16 protein-coding genes are annotated in these 16,203 nt (G+C 70.0%); 8 read left to right on the top strand and 8 right to left on the bottom strand.

What is annotated here, in order from left to right; translation table 11 throughout:
• Positions 1-19: 19 nt before the first annotated feature.
• The 5 genes from ABD378_RS02490 to ABD378_RS02470 are packed head-to-tail and all read left to right on the top strand — an operon-like array spanning position 20 to position 3,896.
• On the top strand, positions 20-814 hold the full coding sequence (locus ABD378_RS02490; protein WP_344518621.1) for an ABC transporter ATP-binding protein: 795 nt from the start codon (positions 20-22) through the stop codon (positions 812-814).
• Positions 801-1,703 (top strand): ABC transporter permease, encoded by a 903-nt coding sequence (locus ABD378_RS02485; protein ID WP_344518619.1) that lies wholly within the window; start codon positions 801-803, stop codon positions 1,701-1,703. The genes ABD378_RS02490 and ABD378_RS02485 overlap by 14 nt, the downstream gene beginning before the upstream one ends.
• A 6-nt stretch (positions 1,704-1,709) precedes the next feature.
• Positions 1,710-2,471, top strand: coding sequence for a sirohydrochlorin chelatase (locus ABD378_RS02480; RefSeq protein ID WP_344518618.1), 762 nt, complete (start codon positions 1,710-1,712; stop codon positions 2,469-2,471).
• An 11-nt stretch (positions 2,472-2,482) separates the two neighbouring features.
• A complete protein-coding gene (locus ABD378_RS02475; protein ID WP_344518617.1) occupies positions 2,483-3,340 on the top strand; it encodes an SCO6745 family protein in 858 nt (285 codons plus the stop codon).
• Between the two features lie 46 nt (positions 3,341-3,386).
• On the top strand, positions 3,387-3,896 hold the full coding sequence (locus ABD378_RS02470) for a GNAT family N-acetyltransferase (RefSeq protein WP_344518615.1): 510 nt from the start codon (positions 3,387-3,389) through the stop codon (positions 3,894-3,896).
• Here ABD378_RS02470 and ABD378_RS02465 read toward each other — a convergent pair.
• The 7 genes from ABD378_RS02465 to ABD378_RS02435 form a co-directional block, all read right to left on the bottom strand.
• On the bottom strand, positions 3,889-4,923 hold the full coding sequence (locus ABD378_RS02465; RefSeq protein ID WP_344518613.1) for a ketopantoate reductase family protein: 1,035 nt from the start codon (positions 4,921-4,923) through the stop codon (positions 3,889-3,891). The genes ABD378_RS02470 and ABD378_RS02465 overlap by 8 nt on opposite strands.
• Before the next feature lie 32 nt (positions 4,924-4,955).
• Complete coding sequence (locus ABD378_RS02460; RefSeq protein WP_344518612.1) at positions 4,956-5,339, bottom strand: nuclear transport factor 2 family protein; 384 nt, start codon at positions 5,337-5,339, stop codon at positions 4,956-4,958.
• On the bottom strand, positions 5,332-5,895 hold the full coding sequence (locus ABD378_RS02455; protein WP_344518611.1) for a DUF1697 domain-containing protein: 564 nt from the start codon (positions 5,893-5,895) through the stop codon (positions 5,332-5,334). Before ABD378_RS02455 ends, ABD378_RS02460 begins: the two co-directional genes overlap by 8 nt.
• Positions 5,896-5,977: 82 nt before the next feature.
• Positions 5,978-7,186 carry a S8 family peptidase gene (locus tag ABD378_RS02450; protein WP_344518610.1) on the bottom strand — a complete coding sequence of 403 codons (1,209 nt, stop codon included), beginning with the start codon at positions 7,184-7,186 and terminating at the stop codon, positions 5,978-5,980.
• Positions 7,187-7,550: 364 nt separating this feature from the next.
• Positions 7,551-8,519 carry a CDP-alcohol phosphatidyltransferase family protein gene (locus tag ABD378_RS02445; protein WP_344518609.1) on the bottom strand — a complete coding sequence of 323 codons (969 nt, stop codon included), beginning with the start codon at positions 8,517-8,519 and terminating at the stop codon, positions 7,551-7,553.
• A 247-nt stretch (positions 8,520-8,766) separates the two neighbouring features.
• On the bottom strand, positions 8,767-9,987 hold the full coding sequence (mgt, locus tag ABD378_RS02440) for a macrolide-inactivating glycosyltransferase (RefSeq protein WP_344518608.1): 1,221 nt from the start codon (positions 9,985-9,987) through the stop codon (positions 8,767-8,769).
• 50 nt (positions 9,988-10,037) lie between these two features.
• A complete protein-coding gene (locus ABD378_RS02435; RefSeq protein ID WP_344518607.1) occupies positions 10,038-10,484 on the bottom strand; it encodes a MarR family winged helix-turn-helix transcriptional regulator in 447 nt (148 codons plus the stop codon).
• A gap of 81 nt (positions 10,485-10,565) precedes the next feature.
• Between ABD378_RS02435 and ABD378_RS02430 the strand changes: the two genes are divergently transcribed.
• Positions 10,566-11,657: an ABC-2 transporter permease gene (locus ABD378_RS02430; RefSeq protein ID WP_344518606.1), complete on the top strand. Its 1,092-nt coding sequence runs from the start codon at positions 10,566-10,568 to the stop codon at positions 11,655-11,657.
• A 72-nt stretch (positions 11,658-11,729) separates the two neighbouring features.
• On the opposite strand, the gene ABD378_RS02425 is transcribed toward ABD378_RS02430, so the two are convergent.
• Positions 11,730-13,955 carry an MMPL family transporter gene (locus ABD378_RS02425; RefSeq protein ID WP_344518605.1) on the bottom strand — a complete coding sequence of 742 codons (2,226 nt, stop codon included), beginning with the start codon at positions 13,953-13,955 and terminating at the stop codon, positions 11,730-11,732.
• A gap of 201 nt (positions 13,956-14,156) precedes the next feature.
• Between ABD378_RS02425 and ABD378_RS02420 the strand changes: the two genes are divergently transcribed.
• Complete coding sequence (locus tag ABD378_RS02420) at positions 14,157-15,422, top strand: sensor histidine kinase (protein ID WP_344518604.1); 1,266 nt, start codon at positions 14,157-14,159, stop codon at positions 15,420-15,422.
• Positions 15,419-16,201: a response regulator gene (locus tag ABD378_RS02415; RefSeq protein WP_344518603.1), complete on the top strand. Its 783-nt coding sequence runs from the start codon at positions 15,419-15,421 to the stop codon at positions 16,199-16,201. Before ABD378_RS02420 ends, ABD378_RS02415 begins: the two co-directional genes overlap by 4 nt.
• Positions 16,202-16,203 lie beyond the last annotated feature (2 nt).

The following is a 16,203-nucleotide window of genomic DNA, read 5'->3' as shown; positions in this document are numbered from 1 at the left end:
TTCCCAGGAGGTGACGACCATGGCTACGACCACGACCCTCGCCAAGGCGGCGGAAGACATCACGGCCGCCCCGCACGCAGCCCGGATCGAGCATGTCTCGAAGTCCTTCGCCACGCCCGCCGGGCAGCAGCTCGTCCTGGACGACATCACGCTCGATGTCGCTCCGGGCGAGTTCGTCACCCTCCTGGGAGCCTCGGGCTGCGGCAAGTCGACGCTGCTCAACCTGGTGGCCGGGCTCGACAAGCCGTCGGCGGGCGACATCGCGACCGACGGCCGCCCGGCCCTGATGTTCCAGGAGCACGCGCTCTTCCCGTGGCTGACCGCGGGCAAGAACATCGAGCTCGCCCTGAAGCTGCGCGGCATCCCGAAGGCCGAGCGACGCGAGCGGGCCGAGGAGCTGCTCGGCCTCGTACGGCTCCAAGGTGCGTACGGCAAGCGGGTGCACGAGCTGTCCGGCGGCATGCGCCAGCGGGTGGCGCTTGCCCGCGCCCTCGCGCAGGACAGCAAGATCCTGCTGATGGACGAGCCGTTCGCCGCGCTCGACGCGATCACGCGTGACGTCCTGCACGACGAGCTGACCCGCATCTGGCGCGAGACCCACGTCTCCGTCCTCTTCGTCACGCACAACGTGCGCGAGGCCGTCCGCCTCGCCGAGCGCGTCGTGCTCCTCTCGTCGCGTCCTGGCCGGGTGGCGCACGAGTGGCGCGTCGACATCCCCCACCCGCGCCGCATCGAGGACTCCGCCGTGGCGGAACTGTCCGTCGAGATCACCGAACAACTGCGTGGGGAGATCCGCCGACATGGCCAGCACTGACACTCCGGTCGACAAGGCCGAGAGGGACAGCAGCCAGGACCTGGCCGGTCTTGAGGCAGGCCTGGACGCCCTGGACGCCGTCCAGACCCGGCGTACGCCCTTCCGTCAGACCTTCGTCCAAAAGGTCCTGCCGCCGGTGACCGCCGTCCTCCTTGTCCTGGTGGTGTGGCAGGTCCTGGTGTGGACGAACGTCACCGACACCTACGTACTGCCGCCGCCCGGCGACGTCTGGCACGAGGTGCAGGACGCCTGGCTGCAGGGCACGCTCCTGGAGTACATCTGGACGTCCGTGTCGCGCGGTCTGCTCGGCTTCCTGATGGCGCTCGCGATCGGTACGCCGCTCGGTCTGATCGTGGCCCGGGTGCGGTTCATCAGGGCCGCGATCGGCCCCATCCTCTCGGGCCTGCAGTCGCTGCCGTCGGTGGCGTGGGTGCCGCCGGCCGTGATCTGGCTGGGTCTCAACGACCAGATGATGTTCGCGGTGATCCTGCTCGGCGCGGTTCCGTCCATCGCCAACGGCCTGGTGGCGGGCGTCGATCAGGTGCCGCCGCTGTTCCTGCGGGCGGGCCGCACCCTGGGCGCGACGGGCCTGCGCCACACCTGGCACATCGTCATGCCGGCGGCGCTGCCCGGCTACCTGGCGGGTCTGAAGCAGGGCTGGGCGTTCTCGTGGCGCTCGCTCATGGCCGCGGAGATCATCGCGCAGTCGCCCGACCTGGGCATGGGGCTCGGCCAGCTCCTGGAGGCGGGCCGCACGAACAGCAGCATGGCGCAGGTGTTCTTCGCGATCCTCCTCATCCTCATCGTCGGCATCGCCATCGACCTGCTGATATTCAGCCCGCTCGAGCGGCGCGTACTGCGCAGCCGCGGACTCCTCGTGAGGAGCTGACCCACCATGTACGGCCGTCCCGTCCTGTTCGTCATCGCCCACGGCAGCCGCGATCCGCGGCATGCCGAGACGGTGCGCGCCCTGGTGCGGCGGGTGCGGGAGCAGCGGCCGGGGCTGCGGGTGGAGACGGGCTTCCTGGACTTCAACTCGCCCTCGGTCCCCGAGGTGCTCGACTCCCTGGACGCCGAGGGAGTACGCGACGTGATCGCGCTGCCCCTGCTCCTGACCCGGGCGTTCCACGCGAAGTCGGACATCCCGGCGGTCCTGAGCCAGGCGCCGCCCCGCCTCCGCATCCGGCAGGCGGCGGTGCTCGGCCCCTCTCCCCTGCTCCTGACCGCGCTGGACCAGCGGTTGTACGAGGCGGGGCTCACCCCCGCCGACAAGTCCTCGACCGGGGTCGTGCTGGCCTCGGCGGGGTCATCCGACCCGGAGGCGATCGCAGTGATCGCTGAAATCGCGCGGGAGTGGCGGCACACCGGTTGGTGCGCCGTGCGGCCTGCGTTCGCCTCCGCATCTCTGCCCCGCACGGAGGACGCCGTGCGGGAACTGCGCGATCTGGGTGTGCGCAGGGTGGCGGTGGCGCCGTACGTCATCGCGCCAGGTTTCCTGCCGGACCGCATCGCGCGTGGCGCCGCCGAAGCGGACGTCACGGCCCAAGTCCTCGGCCCGTCGACGGGGTTGGCGCGGCTGCTCGTGCGGCGCTACGACGAGGCGCGTGCCGAGTCCGGTGCGGTCGGGCGGGTGGCGCGGGTTCCCGTGCTGGCCTAGTTTGTGGGTTCATGACCCTTACCAGATCCCGCACGCTCTGGCTGCGGACCGAGCCCCTGCACGCAGTGATCTACTTCGAGGAGCGCTGCCGCGACCTGGGCAGGGCGCTTGGCCTCAAGGGCTTCTGGATGGGCTACTTCGCGGCCCGCACGGCCCCCATGGGCCCGGTCGAGTCCGGCCCCGCGACGGCCGCGCTCGGCGTCTTCGCCCCCGGCATGGTGGCGCGGGCCCTGCCCTCCGCCTGGCAGTACGTGTCGCCGGGCCGGATCGTGGAGGAGCGCGCGGTCTACACGGCGCGGGCCCTGCGCGCACTGGTCCCGGGCATCGACGACCAGGCAGGCGCGCTCTGTCAGCCCCTCGCGGCGATGGTCGATGACGCCCCGTCACTGGCCCGCCCGCTGTTCACGGCGAACCGCGAGGTGAGCGAGCGGACCGACCCGGTCCAGCGGCTGTGGCAACTGGCCACCTGCGTACGCGAGTTCAGAGGCGACGCGCATGTCGCCGCGCTCGCCGACCACGGCCTTGACGCCTGCGAGGCGCTGGTGCTCGCGGCCGCGACGAACCGCGTGGACCCGGACACCATCCGGCACGACAGAGGGTGGACCGAACAGGAGTGGGCGCACGCGGTGGACCGGCTGCGCGGGCGCGGCCTGCTGGACGGGGACGGGCGCATCACCGAACACGGCCGTACGGACCGGGAGTTGATCGAGGACGCCACGGACCGCCTGTCGGCGCGCCTGCTGCGCCCGCTCGCCGCACGGGACGCGGACACGCTCCTTGCCGCACTGGAACGCCCGGTGCGGCACATCCTGGCGGCGGACGTCATCACCTTCCCCAACCCGATCGGACTGCCGCAGCCCACGAGTTAGTCAATCCAGTTGCCGAAGTGCCACTCCTGCCCCTACCGTCACGCCGATGACCCCCGTACTCCGTTCCGAGCGCCTGAGCCTGACGCCCTATGTCGCCGCCGACGAGGAACAGTTCGTCTCGCTCCTCCAGGACGAGGCCGTGGGCCGCTGGTTCGGGGACGGGATGCAGAGCGTGGAGCAGACCCATGCGCTGTTCCGCCGGATCTTCGGCCTCGTGTACGCCGAGAACCAGTTCCCGGTCTGGGCGGTGCGGCACGAGGGGCGCTATGTCGGCCACGCGGAGATAAAGCCGTCGCCCGAGAGGTGGCTCGACGGCCACGAGATCGTCTACGGCCTCTTCCGGGGCAGCTGGGGGATGGGCCTGGGCACGGAGCTTGCCCGGCTGCTCACCTCGTACGGCCATGAGACCTTGGCCCTGTCCGAGGTGCACGCGACCGTGGACTCGGAGAACATCGCGTCCCTCACCGTCCTCAAGCGCCTCGGCTTCACCCAGGGCCGCGCGGTCCCGGAGGACAACGGCCGCACCACGCTCCTGATGACGTCGGTGCTCAGCTGAAGCCGAGGGCTGCTTCCTCTGCTTCCTCTGCCTGCGCAACGAGCCCGAGCAGTTCGGTCACCGGCATCGACCCCGCGTCGCGGCGCTCCCGCGCGAACGCGTTCGCCACGCCCTGCAAGGCGTCGTTCACCGGTGTCGGCACTCCGTACAGGCGGCCGAGCAGCGCGATCTCGCCGTTGAGGTAGTCCGCCTCGATCGTGCCCGTGCCCCGGCTCAGGCTCTGCCAGGACGAGCCGCCGCCGCGCTCCGAGCCGTCGAAGGGCTCGAAGCGGACACGGTCACCGCGGGTCTCCTTCTGCTCCTGCTCGCTCACCGCTTCGATGCCCGCGGCGGCGAGCACCGCCTCGCCCTCCGCGCGGGCCCGCCGGTAGAGCGCCATGGACTCGTTGCCGGAGAGCACGCCCGTGACCGCCTCGATGGAGTTGGCCAGATTGGCGAGCAGCTTCCCGTACTTCCAGCGCATCACGTCGACCACGACGGGCGAGAGCAGCCTCGACTTCTCCAGGTCGGCGGAGATGCGACGGGCGGTGTCGTCCGTGCCCTTCGGGTAGCGGCCGAGGTGCAGGATGCCTGTGTACGGGGCTCCTGCCGCCGAGACCGAGCCCGGCTCGACATGGGTCGCGGGCAGCCAGACGCACATCCCGTACACCCGCCGGAAGCGGCGCAGCGCGATGCGCTCGCTCTCCACGCCGTTCTGCGCGCAGACCACCGCGAGGAGCTCGCCCGCCGTCCCGCCGCCCGCCACCGGGCGCCCGCTCCAGGCGTCGATGGCGGCCTCGCAGTCCTGTGTCTTCACGGCGAGGAACAGCACGTCGTCCGGGCGCAACTCGCCCAGCTCGGCGGGTGTTCGGACGACGGGCAGCCGGTGGGTCAGCGCCCCTTCGGGCGTCCTGACCCGCAGTCCGCTCTCCCGCACCGCCTCGTAGTGCGCCCCCCGCGCGACGAGGACCACGTCATGTCCGCTCTCGGCGAGGCGTCCACCCACGGTGCCGCCGATCGCCCCTGCTCCGATGATGATGTAGCGCATGGAGCCGAGCCTCGCACATCGCGGCGGGAGGATCAGGCTTCCGGCGGACCGTCCGCGCCGAACGGCGTCCCCTGGTGGAACCAGAGCAGCCACTCGCCTGCGCACAGCCGCCACAGCGAACTGCGGTGCGCCAGACGGCCGTTGCTCTCGGTGTCGAAGGTCAGGTGCACGACGTCGTCGGCGAGCTGGACGCCCCGCATCCGGGTGGTCATGATCGAGCGGCCGGTCCGGCTCGTGTTCTCGGCGAGCGCCGTGATGATCGACGCGCGGTCCCAGCGGGTGCCGGATGTGCCGAACTCGGTGAACTCCGGGTGCAGCAGCTGCCCGAGCAGGTCGGGGGACGCGCGCACCTCGGGGGCGAGCAGGCGCAGTTCGGCCTCGATGGCCGCGTCGACGGCGGGCGTGCGGTCAGTCACGGTCCAACTCCTGCGTGAGCTCCACCAGTTTGGCGACGGTGTTCCAGTTGCGGGAGGTGGCGACGACGCCCTTGAACAGGGCGGGACGCGACAGGGTCTCGCCCAGTCTGGAGCGGCCGAGGCCGTCCGGCGCGTAGAGGTAGAGCGCGCGGTCGCCGAGCCGGAATTCCTCGGGCAGGAACGCCGCCCGGTCGAGCGTGTCGAGCCGGGAGGCGTCGACCGGCTCGGAAAAGTACGTGACGTGCAGCTGCTTTCCTTCGAGCGAGGCCGCGGGGAACGGGCAGGCGTCGGCGAGGGCCTTCAGATAGGCGCCGTCGCGCACCAGGACGTCCACGGCGAAGCCGAAGTGACTCTCGATGGCCTCGCTCACCCGCGCGGCAAGGGCGTCTTCGTCGGTGGCCTCGCAGGTGAAGACCGCGTTGCCGCTCTGCAGATGGGTGCGTACGTCGCCGAATCCGAGCCCGGAGAGCAGCGTGCGCAATTCCGCCATCGGCAGCTTTCGTCTGCCGCCCACGTTGATGCCGCGGAGAAGCGCCGCGTATGCCTTGACCGTCATCCGCACACCATAGGACGGCCGCCGCGCCCCGTGGGGGTGGGCGCGACGGCCGCCGGTTCAGTGGGTTGTCACCCGGCGGGTGTTACTCGACGACCTTGAGCAGCTTGTTGGGCGTGCCCTCGCTCGGGTTCGAGATCTTGTCCGGGGTCGCACCGTCGGTCAGCGCCTTGGCGACGGCGTCCGGCTTGGCGTCCGGGTGGGCCGCGACGTAGATGGCGGCGGCGCCCACGACGTGCGGGGTCGCCATCGACGTACCGGAGATGGTGTTGGTGGCGTCGTCATCCGTGTTCCAGGCGGACGTGATGTCCGAGCCCGGGGCGTAGATGTCCACGACCGAGCCGAAGTTGGAGAAGTCCGACTGCTCGTCGTCCTTGGTGGAGGAGGCGACCGTGATGGCCTCCTTCACGCGGGACGGGGAGCCCTGACCGGCGTCCGAGGACTCGTTGCCGGCCGCGACCGCGAAGGTGACGCCGGAGGCGATGGCCTTCTGGACCGCCGCGTCGAGCGCCTCGTCGGCGCCGCCGCCGAGGCTCATGTTGGCGACCGAGGGGCCCTCGTGGTTCTTGGTGACCCAGTCGATGCCCGCGACGACCTGCTCGGTGGTGCCGGAGCCCTGGTCGTCAAGGACGCGGACCGCGACGATCTTCGCCTTCTTGGCGAGGCCGTGCGCCTCACCGGCGATGGTGCCGGCGACGTGCGTGCCGTGGCCGTTGCCGTCGTCCGCGTTGTCGTCGTTGTCGATGGCGTCGAAGCCGGACTTGGCGCGACCGCCGAAGTCCTTGTGGCTGACGCGGACACCGGTGTCGATGACGTACGCCGTGGCGCCCTCACCGGCCGCGTCCGGGTACGTGTACTTCTTGTCGCCCGCGGTGTCCGCCTGGTCGACACGGTCAAGGCCCCACGACGGCGGGTTGTCCTGGGTGGCGTCGATGGTGAACTTCTTGGACTGGACGACCTTGCCGACGGCCGGGTCGGCGGCCAGGCGCTTGGCCTCGGTCTCGCTGAGGGACTTGGCCGAGAAGCCGTTGATCGCGGACGAGTAGTTCCGCTTCAGCTCGCCGCCGTACTCCTCGGCGAGGTCGGACTTGGCGCCCTTGTCGGCCTTCTCGTCGAGCATGACGATGTAGCTTCCCGAGACGGCGCCCTTGGCGTCTGCTCCGTAGACCTTGCCCTCGGCGGGGGTTGCCGCACCGGCGAACGAGGTGGCGAAGACGGTGACGCCGACTGCGGTGGCGGTCGCGGCTATCGCCGAGACGAGCTTCACCGAGCGTGCACGCTTGTGTGTTGCCATGAAGAGGGATCTCCTCGTGGTGATGTGGGGGGTATGTGGGGGATTTCAAAACTTCACTGCAACGCCCCCCGAGATCCGGAAGATCTCCGGGCGTTGGGACGAAACCATGTCTGATTGACGCGCGCAGATCAATACCTACATACACCTGTGACTTGTTCAACAAGGTTCTGTAATAACAAAACGGGCCCCCGACGGCGTATCGGACATCGCGCAGGCCAACCCCCTCAAGTCCGCATAGATGTAAGGGGCTTGTGACGGCCGGATCCCTCCTTGACCCAGCAAGAAGCCCTCGAGCGCCGGACGGGCTGGGACATCCAGCCCGTCCGGCGCTCGAGGGCGAAGTACTCGGCGAAGCCGGTGATCCTTACACCACGGCCAGGACCTTGCGCTCCTCGAAGGAATCGATCGTCCGCGTGAAGTCCCGCGTCGACAGCAGCAGCTTGTAGATGATGGCCAGCTCGAAGACCAGAAGGAGCGCACCGGAGACGATCGTCGCCGGAAGCACTACGTCGAACAGCGGGCCGATCATGAAGACGCCCATCTGGAACTCGATGCCGCTCACCAGGTGCGTACGGATGCGGTGGCGCAGCAGGAAGGAACGCGCCCGCAGGTACGCGGGGAACTTGTGGCGGAACTCCTGGTGCAGGTCGATGACCTGCCGCTTGGGCGCGGGCTCCGGAGCCTCCGGGGTTTCCGGAACCCCCTGCTCCGACTGCGCCTTCTGCATGTCCTGCTCGATGTCGGCCTCGGGGTTGTCCCGGAGGAGGTCCTCCATGAAGGCCAGCTCGGCCTCGTTCTCGGCCCGGCGGGCCGCCCTCATGCGGACCTTGATCTGCTTGCGCATGGTGTGGCGGATCTTGAAGATCTCGAGCCCGTTGATGTAGCGCAGCGTGTCGAGGGCGACCACGGCGACCGCGGCCCAGATGTAGAAGGCATCCCCGGTGCGGTGGAACTGGCCGCCCATCAGGGCCACCGCACACGCCATCACGCGGATGCGGTCGAAGACGAAGTCGAGCCACGCGCCGAACACGGAACCGGTGCCGGTGAGGCGGGCGACCTTGCCGTCCATGCAGTCGAGGATGAAGCTGAAGTGGTAGACGACGGCACCGGCGACCAGCCACTGCCAGTCACCCAGCGCGAAGAACGCCGCGGAGACGAGTCCCAACAAGAACGCGCCCCAGGTGATCTGGTTGGGCGTGATCCGGGTCCGCATCGCCGTCCAGCGCACGAGCGGCGTGGCGACCGGATCGACCAGGATCACGGTCCACCACGCGTCGCGTTTCTTCTGGGTGATGCGGCGCACCTCGTCGAGGGGCGGTATGTCTCGTCGCATGGGGGTCAACTTCCTGGCGTTCGCGGAACGTTCACCTCACGCTAAGAAGACATTGGTTCAAGGAACAAGAACCTGACCGTGCAACCTTTGGCAGGGGGTAACGGTCAACCTTCTGGGACGAGTCAATACCCATGCCAGAACCAGCCTGCGTTACCTGAGCGTTACCGAATGACCGGGGCGTTACCGAAACGCCTCACGGAGCGTTACGCCCCGGCAAGCCGGAGCCACAGCCAGACCGCCACCGGCGTCATGTCCGCGCCCGTCCGGCCGCCTTCGCGAGCTCCTCCTCGATCAGGTCCGCCGCCCTCTTCGTGCCGCCCTCCCCCGCCATCCCGGCCCGCACATCGGCGAGGCGGCGCGCCACCTCCGGGTCGTCGACCAGGGCCAGCACGGCCGCCCGCAGCGTCTCGGCGGTGGCCTCCTCCATCGGTACGTGCCGGGCCACCCCCAGCCCCTGGAGCATGTCCGCGTTGCCGAACTGGTCGACGGCCTGCGGCACCGCGACCATCGGCGTCCCGGTGGCGAGCCCCTCCTGGCTGCCGCCCGCACCGGCGTGCGTGATGAAGGCATCGGCCTGCTTGAGGACCGCGAGCTGCGGCACCCACTGCCGGACCTCCACGTTCCCGGGGACGTCCCCCAGGTCGCTCGCCTCGACGTGCTTGCCGACCTGCAGCACCACATGCCACCCGGGCAGATCTCCGAACGCCTTGACGCACTCGCGGTAGAAATCGGGCTGCTTGGTGAAGGACGAGCCGAGTGAGACAAGCAGCACTTTCTCCGCGCCGGCCGGACGCTCCCAGTCGCCCTGCGCAGAGCGGTCGCCCTGGCAGGCGCCGACGAACGTGTGCACCGCCTCGTCGACTCGGTCGGCGTTCGGCTGGAACGCCTTGGGTATCAGGACGAGCGAGCGCGGCGGGCGCCCGACGAAGGGATCGGGGTGCTGACTGATCCCGTTCTCCTCCAGCCAGGCGTGGAAGCGCGCGTAGTAGGCCTTGCCGCGCTCGGTCTCCTTCAGTTCCGCGTACATCGGCTCCGCGACCTCTTCCTCGTACCCGTCCCAGGCCACCAGGTTCGGCGAGAGCGAGATCTCGGGCACGCCCCAGCGGCGGGCGAGCACGCGTGCGGGATAGGAGGTGATGTCGTGCAGGACGAGGTCCGGCTCGTCACCTTCGTACGCCTCGGCCAGTTGGGGCAGCACACCGATCGCGTCATTGAGGAACGGCTCGATGTTGTCGATCAGTTCGGTCCCCCAGGCCTCGGGGTCGTCGTCCGGGCCCGGCAGCGTCGTCTCGTACAGGACCGGCTCGGCGCCGGTCTCGGCGACCTTCTCCTCGAAGAGGTGCGGGATCGCGTACGTGACGCGGTGGCCGCGGGCGACGAGCTCGCGGATCACTTCGAGGCTCGGGTTGACGTGCCCGTGCGCGGCGATCGAGAACATGGCGATATGGGCACGCTGGCGTGTGGTCATGCGCCGACCTTAAACGAGACGATACGTCTCGTGCAACAGGGTTGCCGGATCTACTCGATGTCCATGCCGCCCCGCGACGCGGCGTCGTTGTAGCGCAGCAGACACTCGGCGAACTTCTCCAGGTCCGGACCGTTCCACTCCGCGAGCCGCTCCTGGAAGGCGACCCGGCGGGCGTCGGTGACCTGCGCGAGCACCTCGATGCCCCGGTCGGTGAGGTGCAGCACGTGCACCCGGTGATCGGTCGGATCGAGGCGCCGCTCCACGAGACCGGCCTTCTCCAGCGCGCCCACCTGCCTGCTGATCGTCGACTTGTCCAGCGTGTAGTGGGCCGCGAGGTCGGTGGCCCGGCATCCGCCCTGGTACTCGAGGTGGCTCAGGAGCGTGTACGACACGAGCGAAAGCTCGGGGTGCATCCGCGCGGCGGTGGCGCGGGCCCGCCGGGCGAACGCCGTCATCTCCCGCTGAATGATCTCGATGGACCCGTCTCGATCGGCCACGATTTCTCCCTCTCCACGAATGGTTGTACAGTACAACACCGAGATTGAGTGTATAAGCCAACTATCGCGAGAGGTCTCCCGATGACCGCCACCTCGGCGCCCGCCCACAAGGCATCTGCCGGCCCGGCAACCGCCTCCGGACCACTCCGCCACGTCCTGCTCCACCTGTTGACGCCCCTGCTGATGTGCCTCGGCATGGGCCTCGCCTACCTGGGCGCGTTCGTCACACCGGAGCCGCACGACCTGCCGATCGCCGTCGTCGGATCGGGCGAGCAGACGCAGGCCCTCGCGCAGACCGTCAAGGACAAGGCGGGCGACGCCCTCGACGTACGGACCGTCGGCTCCCGCGCGCAGGCGGTCGACGAGCTCAAGTCGATGGACATATCGGGGGCTTACCTCCCCGATGCCAAGACCCCCGAGGTGATCGTGGCCACCGCGGGCTCCGACATGAGCGCCATGGCGGTCGAGAAGATCTTCACGCCGGTCGCGGCGGAGCAGGGTGTCCCGCTCAAGGTCAGCGACGTGGCGCCGACCGTCGACGACGACCCCACGGGGCAGGGCCTGTTCTTCCTGCTGGTCGCGGTGAGCATCGGCTCGTACGCGTCGGTGGCGGCGCTGGGCGCCGCGGGGGCCGGGATGCGGATGCGGGTCCGGGCGGGGCTCGTCGTCGGTGTCTCGTTCGCCGTGAGCCTGATCGGCGCGGCGCTCGCCGGGCCCGTCTTCCACCTGGTCCACCAGGGCCTGTGGGGCGTGTGGGGGATGGCGTGGCTGTACTCGGCGGGGATCCTCTTCATCGGCGTCGGCCTGCATACGTTCCTGAAGCGCTGGACGACGCTGACGATGATGGTCCTCTTCGTGATGCTCAACTTCACGTCGTCCGGCGGTCTTTTCAGGCCGGAACTCCAGAACGGCTTCTTCGGCTCGCTGCACGCCTTCTGGAACGGCGCCGGATTCGTCGAGGGAATCCGCAGCCACCTGTACTTCGGCGGCCACGAACTCGGCACTCACGTCTGGACGCTGGCCGCATGGCTGCTGCTCGGCCTGGTGATCACCGGCATCGCGGCGCTCTGGGAACGTCGTCAACGGGCAGTGCCTGCCCGGCCCGAGGCCGACGGCGAGGCCAGGCGGGAGCGGGAGCAGGAAGAGGAGATGGAGGAGTCGGTGGCGGTCTGACAACGCCCCTCGCCCGCGTGACAGCCGTGGCCCCCCGTGTACGGATCCGTACACGGGGGGCCACGGCTTTCGTCACCGCGCCACCCGGTCCTCGGAGTACGCCGGGCCGGTCTCGTACGGCTGGTACCGCTCGGGGGCGGACAGGTCGTCCGGTGTGTGGTGGCGGCCCCGCGTCCGGCTCGACCGGCGCGGCCACCACAGCCCACGGCCGAGGAGCGCGGCAAGGGCGGGCACAAGCACCAGGGAGAGCACGAGCGAGGACAGGATGATCCCCAGGCCGGTGGCGAAGCCGATCTCCTGGGTGGAGGGGCTCGCGGCCAGGCTCGCGAAGGAACCGGCGAGCACGATCCCGGCCGTGGCGACGGCGGGCGCGGTGTGCCGGACCGCCTCGGCCACCGCGTGCCGCGCCGGGACCGGCTTCTCCATCTCCTCCCTGATCCGGTCGGTGATCAGGATGTTGTAGTCGGTGCCGAGGGCCACGACGAACAGGAAGAGCACCAGGGGCAGCGTGAACGAGACCCCGGGCCGGTCGAGACCGTGCTGGAAGAACAGTGTGCTCGCGCCGAGGGTGGCCACGAACCCGAGCCCCACGGCGATCATCAGCACGACCGGTGCGAGCAGGGAGCGGAGGAGCAGGAAGAGGATCACCGCGATCAGCAGGGCCGCGACCGGGAACACCAGGCGCAGGTCCTTCTCCACGGCCGTCGAGATGTCGGCGAAGACGGCGGCCGTTCCCGTGACGTACGCCTCGGTGCCCTGCGGTGCGGTCCGCGCCGCGGTGTCCCTGACGGGCCCCGAGACCAGGTCGCGTGCCTTCTGCGTATCGGACTTGACGCTCAGGAACAGATCGACCCGGGCGGCCGTGCGGTCCTTGCTCAGCACCGGCTTGCCCACCTCGCCGACGCCGTCCGCCTTGGCGAGGGCGCGGGTCATGCCGGTGAGCGAACTCCCCTTGATGTCACCGCCGTCGGCGCTCCGTACGTACACGCTGTGCGGGTCGGACACACCGGCGGGCAGGCTGCGGGAGATCTGCTCGGCGGTCCTGACCGCGGCCGTCTCGTGCAGGCCCTGCTGGTCGTAACTCATCTTCATGCCGACCGCGCCCGCCCCGAGGGCGCCGAGCAGCACCAGACTGCCGAGGGCGTACCGCACCGGTCGGGCGCTCACCGCGTGCCCCAGACGTGCGCTGATCCCGCCGGTGCGCTCCTTCTTCCAGGCGCGGGCGGGCCAGAACATGCCGCGTCCGAGCAGGGCGAGGAGGGCGGGCATCAGCGTGAGGCTGGCGAGGAGCATCACGAGTACGGAGATCGCGATGGCGGGGCCGAGGACCCGGAACTGCCCGAAGCTGGCCAGGCCGAGGGTCGCGAAGGCCGCCACGATCGTCAGGGCCGCGGACGTGATCGCGCTGCCCACTCGCCCGGTCGTCTCGGCCGCGGCCGTCCGGGCGTTCTGCTCGGGGTGGTTCCGCAGCTGCTCCCTGAACCGGAACATCAGGAAGAGGAAGTAGTCGATCCCGATTCCCAGGAGTACGACACCGATCAGCGAGGGAGTGGACGGGTCGAGGCTGATGCCGAAGAGTTTCGCCGCGCCGACCACCGCCCCCGAGGCGACACCGCCGATCAGCGCCACCGCGATCAACGGCACGAACGCGGCCGCCAGGCTGCGGAAAACCAGCACGTTCAGAAGGACGATGAGGCCCATCGTCAGATTGCCGACGACTTTCCCGATGGGTTCCTCGGCCTCCGTGTTGTCCACCGTGGAGGCTATGCCTCCGGTGAATCCCACCCGCAGGTCGGCGGCGGCGAATTCGTCCTTCGCGCCGTCACGGAATTTCTTGTAGACGTCCTGCAGACCGGGGTCGGCGGGATTTCCGTCGAGCGACACCGTAAGGAGCCGGAAACTCTTGTCCGGGGCCACGGCGCCCGGCGAGACCCGCGGGGTCTGGGAATGGTCCTTCATGAGCGGTTCGGGCTTCGGCGCGGCTATCCGCTCCCGGCCCAGTTCAGTTGCGGTGGCGGCGATCCGGCGCTGGTCGCCCGCCGTGAGCTTGCCACCGTCGTCCCTGGCGACGAGCACCGTCAGGGCATTGGGGTCGGGCTTGGTGCCGAATTCGTCATCGGCTATACGCAGCGCCACCGCCGAGTCGTATTTCTTGGGCAGGAAATCCCCGGCCTGGGAGTCGGTGACGTCGTACATCATCGCTTTCCCCACGAACGACAGTGCCGCTCCGAGGATGGTCCAGACGACGATCGTCAGCCATCGATGCCGGGTGGAGAAAGAGGTCAGCTTGCGGATCATGCCAATAGGTCATCACGCAAAGGCCCTTGAGAGCGTCGGCCGCCGGAAGGGGACGCACCCGTGACCCTGGTCCGGTACTTCGTCACGGGCAGTACTCCAGTACTGGAGGGAAGAGCCGCCCCCGCGCCGATTCACGGCCGTGCGGGCCGGGATGTAATGGGCACGAAAGACGCTCGATCCGCTCGATTTGGAGGCGCCCTGATGGGCCGCGACTTCTTCCCTCCGGTACCGCCCACGGGCGGGGCGCGGCCGACGCCCGGTGACGTGGCGGTCGCCGTCGTCGCCGTGGGACTCGACGTACTGGCCTACCTCGCGCCGGGCGAGGAGGCCCCGGGGGCGCCCGTCACCGTGCTCGGTGTCCTGCTGGTCGCCGTCTCCGTGCTCCCGTTGCTCTTCAGGCGCCATCACCCCGTGCCGGTGCTCGGCGCGGTCCTCGCCGTGCAGATGGCCGTCAACCTCGGTCTTGCCGTCGACCCGGGGGCGCCGATGTCGAACAGCTACGGCGGCGCCGTAGCTGTGGCGCTCTACACCGTGGCCCGGTACAGCGGGCGGCGCGCCGTGGCGCTGGGTGTCCTGGCCACCGCGCCCGTGCAACTCGCGCGGTACTGGCACAACGACGTGCCCTTCCTGGGGGTGGGCATCACCGACGTACTGCTCACGCCCTGCCTCATCGTCGCCGTGGGCCTGGCCGTGCGGCAGTGGAAACGGCAGCTCGACATCAACCGCAAGCTCCTCTCCGACCGCGCGGTGACCGAGGAGCGGCGCCGCATCGCGCGGGAGCTCCACGACATCGTGGCCCACCACATCACCACCATGTACCTGATGTCCGGCGGGGCCAGGTCGACCCTGGACCGCGATCCCGAGACGGCCCGCGACGCCCTTGTGACCCTGGAGGAGTCCGGCCGCACCGCGCTGCACGAGATGCGGCAGCTCCTCGGGGTCCTGCGCAGCACCGACACGTTGGAGGAGACTCCTTCGGAACCCCAGCCCGGTGTGGACGGCATCGAGCGGCTCGTCGCCGATTCGACCGCCGCGGGTCTGCCGGCCGAACTCCACGTCACCGGGCGGCCCCGCCCGCTGCCGATGACCGTCGGCCTCACCCTCTACCGCATCGTGCAGGAGGCGTTGACCAACGCCCGCAAGCACGCGGGCCCCGCCCGCGCCACGGTGCGGCTCGCGTATCTCCCGGGCCGCGTCACCGTCGAAGTGGCCGACGACGGCGCCGGTGACGGCAAGGCGCCCGGCGGGAGCCTGGAGGGCGGCGGATACGGTCTGCTTGGCATGCGGGAACGCATCGCTCTGCACGACGGTTCCCTGCACGCCGGCAGCCGTGCGGAAGGCGGGTTCGAGGTGGTCGCGAGCGTGCCGCTGCCCGCCGGCACGTACGAGGCCGACCCAGCCGACCCAGCCGATGCAGCCGACACCGCCGACGCTGCCGACACCCACGAGAAGGACGGGACCCGATGACCTCTCCCACCGCGCCCGAGCCCGAGCCCGAGCGGGACGGCGAGCCCGAGCAGGGCAGCGAGCCCGAGCAGATCACCGTTCTCATCGCGGACGACCAGCCGCTGGTGCGCCGGGGCCTGTCGCTGATCCTGCTCTCGGACCCCGCCATCCGTGTCGTCGGCGAAGTGGGCGATGGCGAGCAGGCCGTGGAGTCGGCGCTCGAACTCCGTCCCGACGTGGTCCTGATGGACATCCGCATGCCCGTGCTCGACGGGGTCAGGGCCACCGAACGGCTGACCGCCGTGCTGCCCCGGTGCCGGGTCCTCGCGCTCAGCACCTTCGACATGGACGAGCACGTGGTGGGTGCCCTGCGGGCGGGAGCCGCGGGGTTCCTGCCCAAGGACGTCTCGCCAGAGGAGCTGGTGGCCGCGCTGCGCACCGTCCACCGCGGCGAAGCCGTCGTCGCCCCGCGGCTCCTGACCCGGCTGCTCGCCACCTTCGTGACCCCGGCCCCGGCCTCGCAGCCGCCGACCGCCGACCTCGCCGGACTCACCCCGCGTGAGGTCGACGTGCTCCGCCTGATCGCCGCGGGCCTCGACAACACCGAGATCGCGCAGCGGATGGAGATCGGCGTCCAGACCGTGAAGAACCACGCCACCGGCATCTTCGCCAAGCTGGGCGTCCGTGACCGTGCGCAGGCGGTCATCGCCGCGTACGAATCGGGCCTCGTGCGGGCGGGGCAGGGAAACGGAGCGGGGCAAGGCAACGGAGCGGGGCAGGGCAACGGCTCCCGTCACTGAAC

Origin of the sequence: Streptomyces rectiviolaceus (assembly GCF_039533825.1) — a bacterium.
In the GTDB taxonomy this organism is placed as follows: Bacteria; Actinomycetota; Actinomycetes; order Streptomycetales; family Streptomycetaceae; genus Streptomyces; species Streptomyces rectiviolaceus.
The sequence above is the reverse complement of the archived record's forward strand: the minus strand, read 5'-3'. Positions and strand labels throughout refer to the sequence as shown.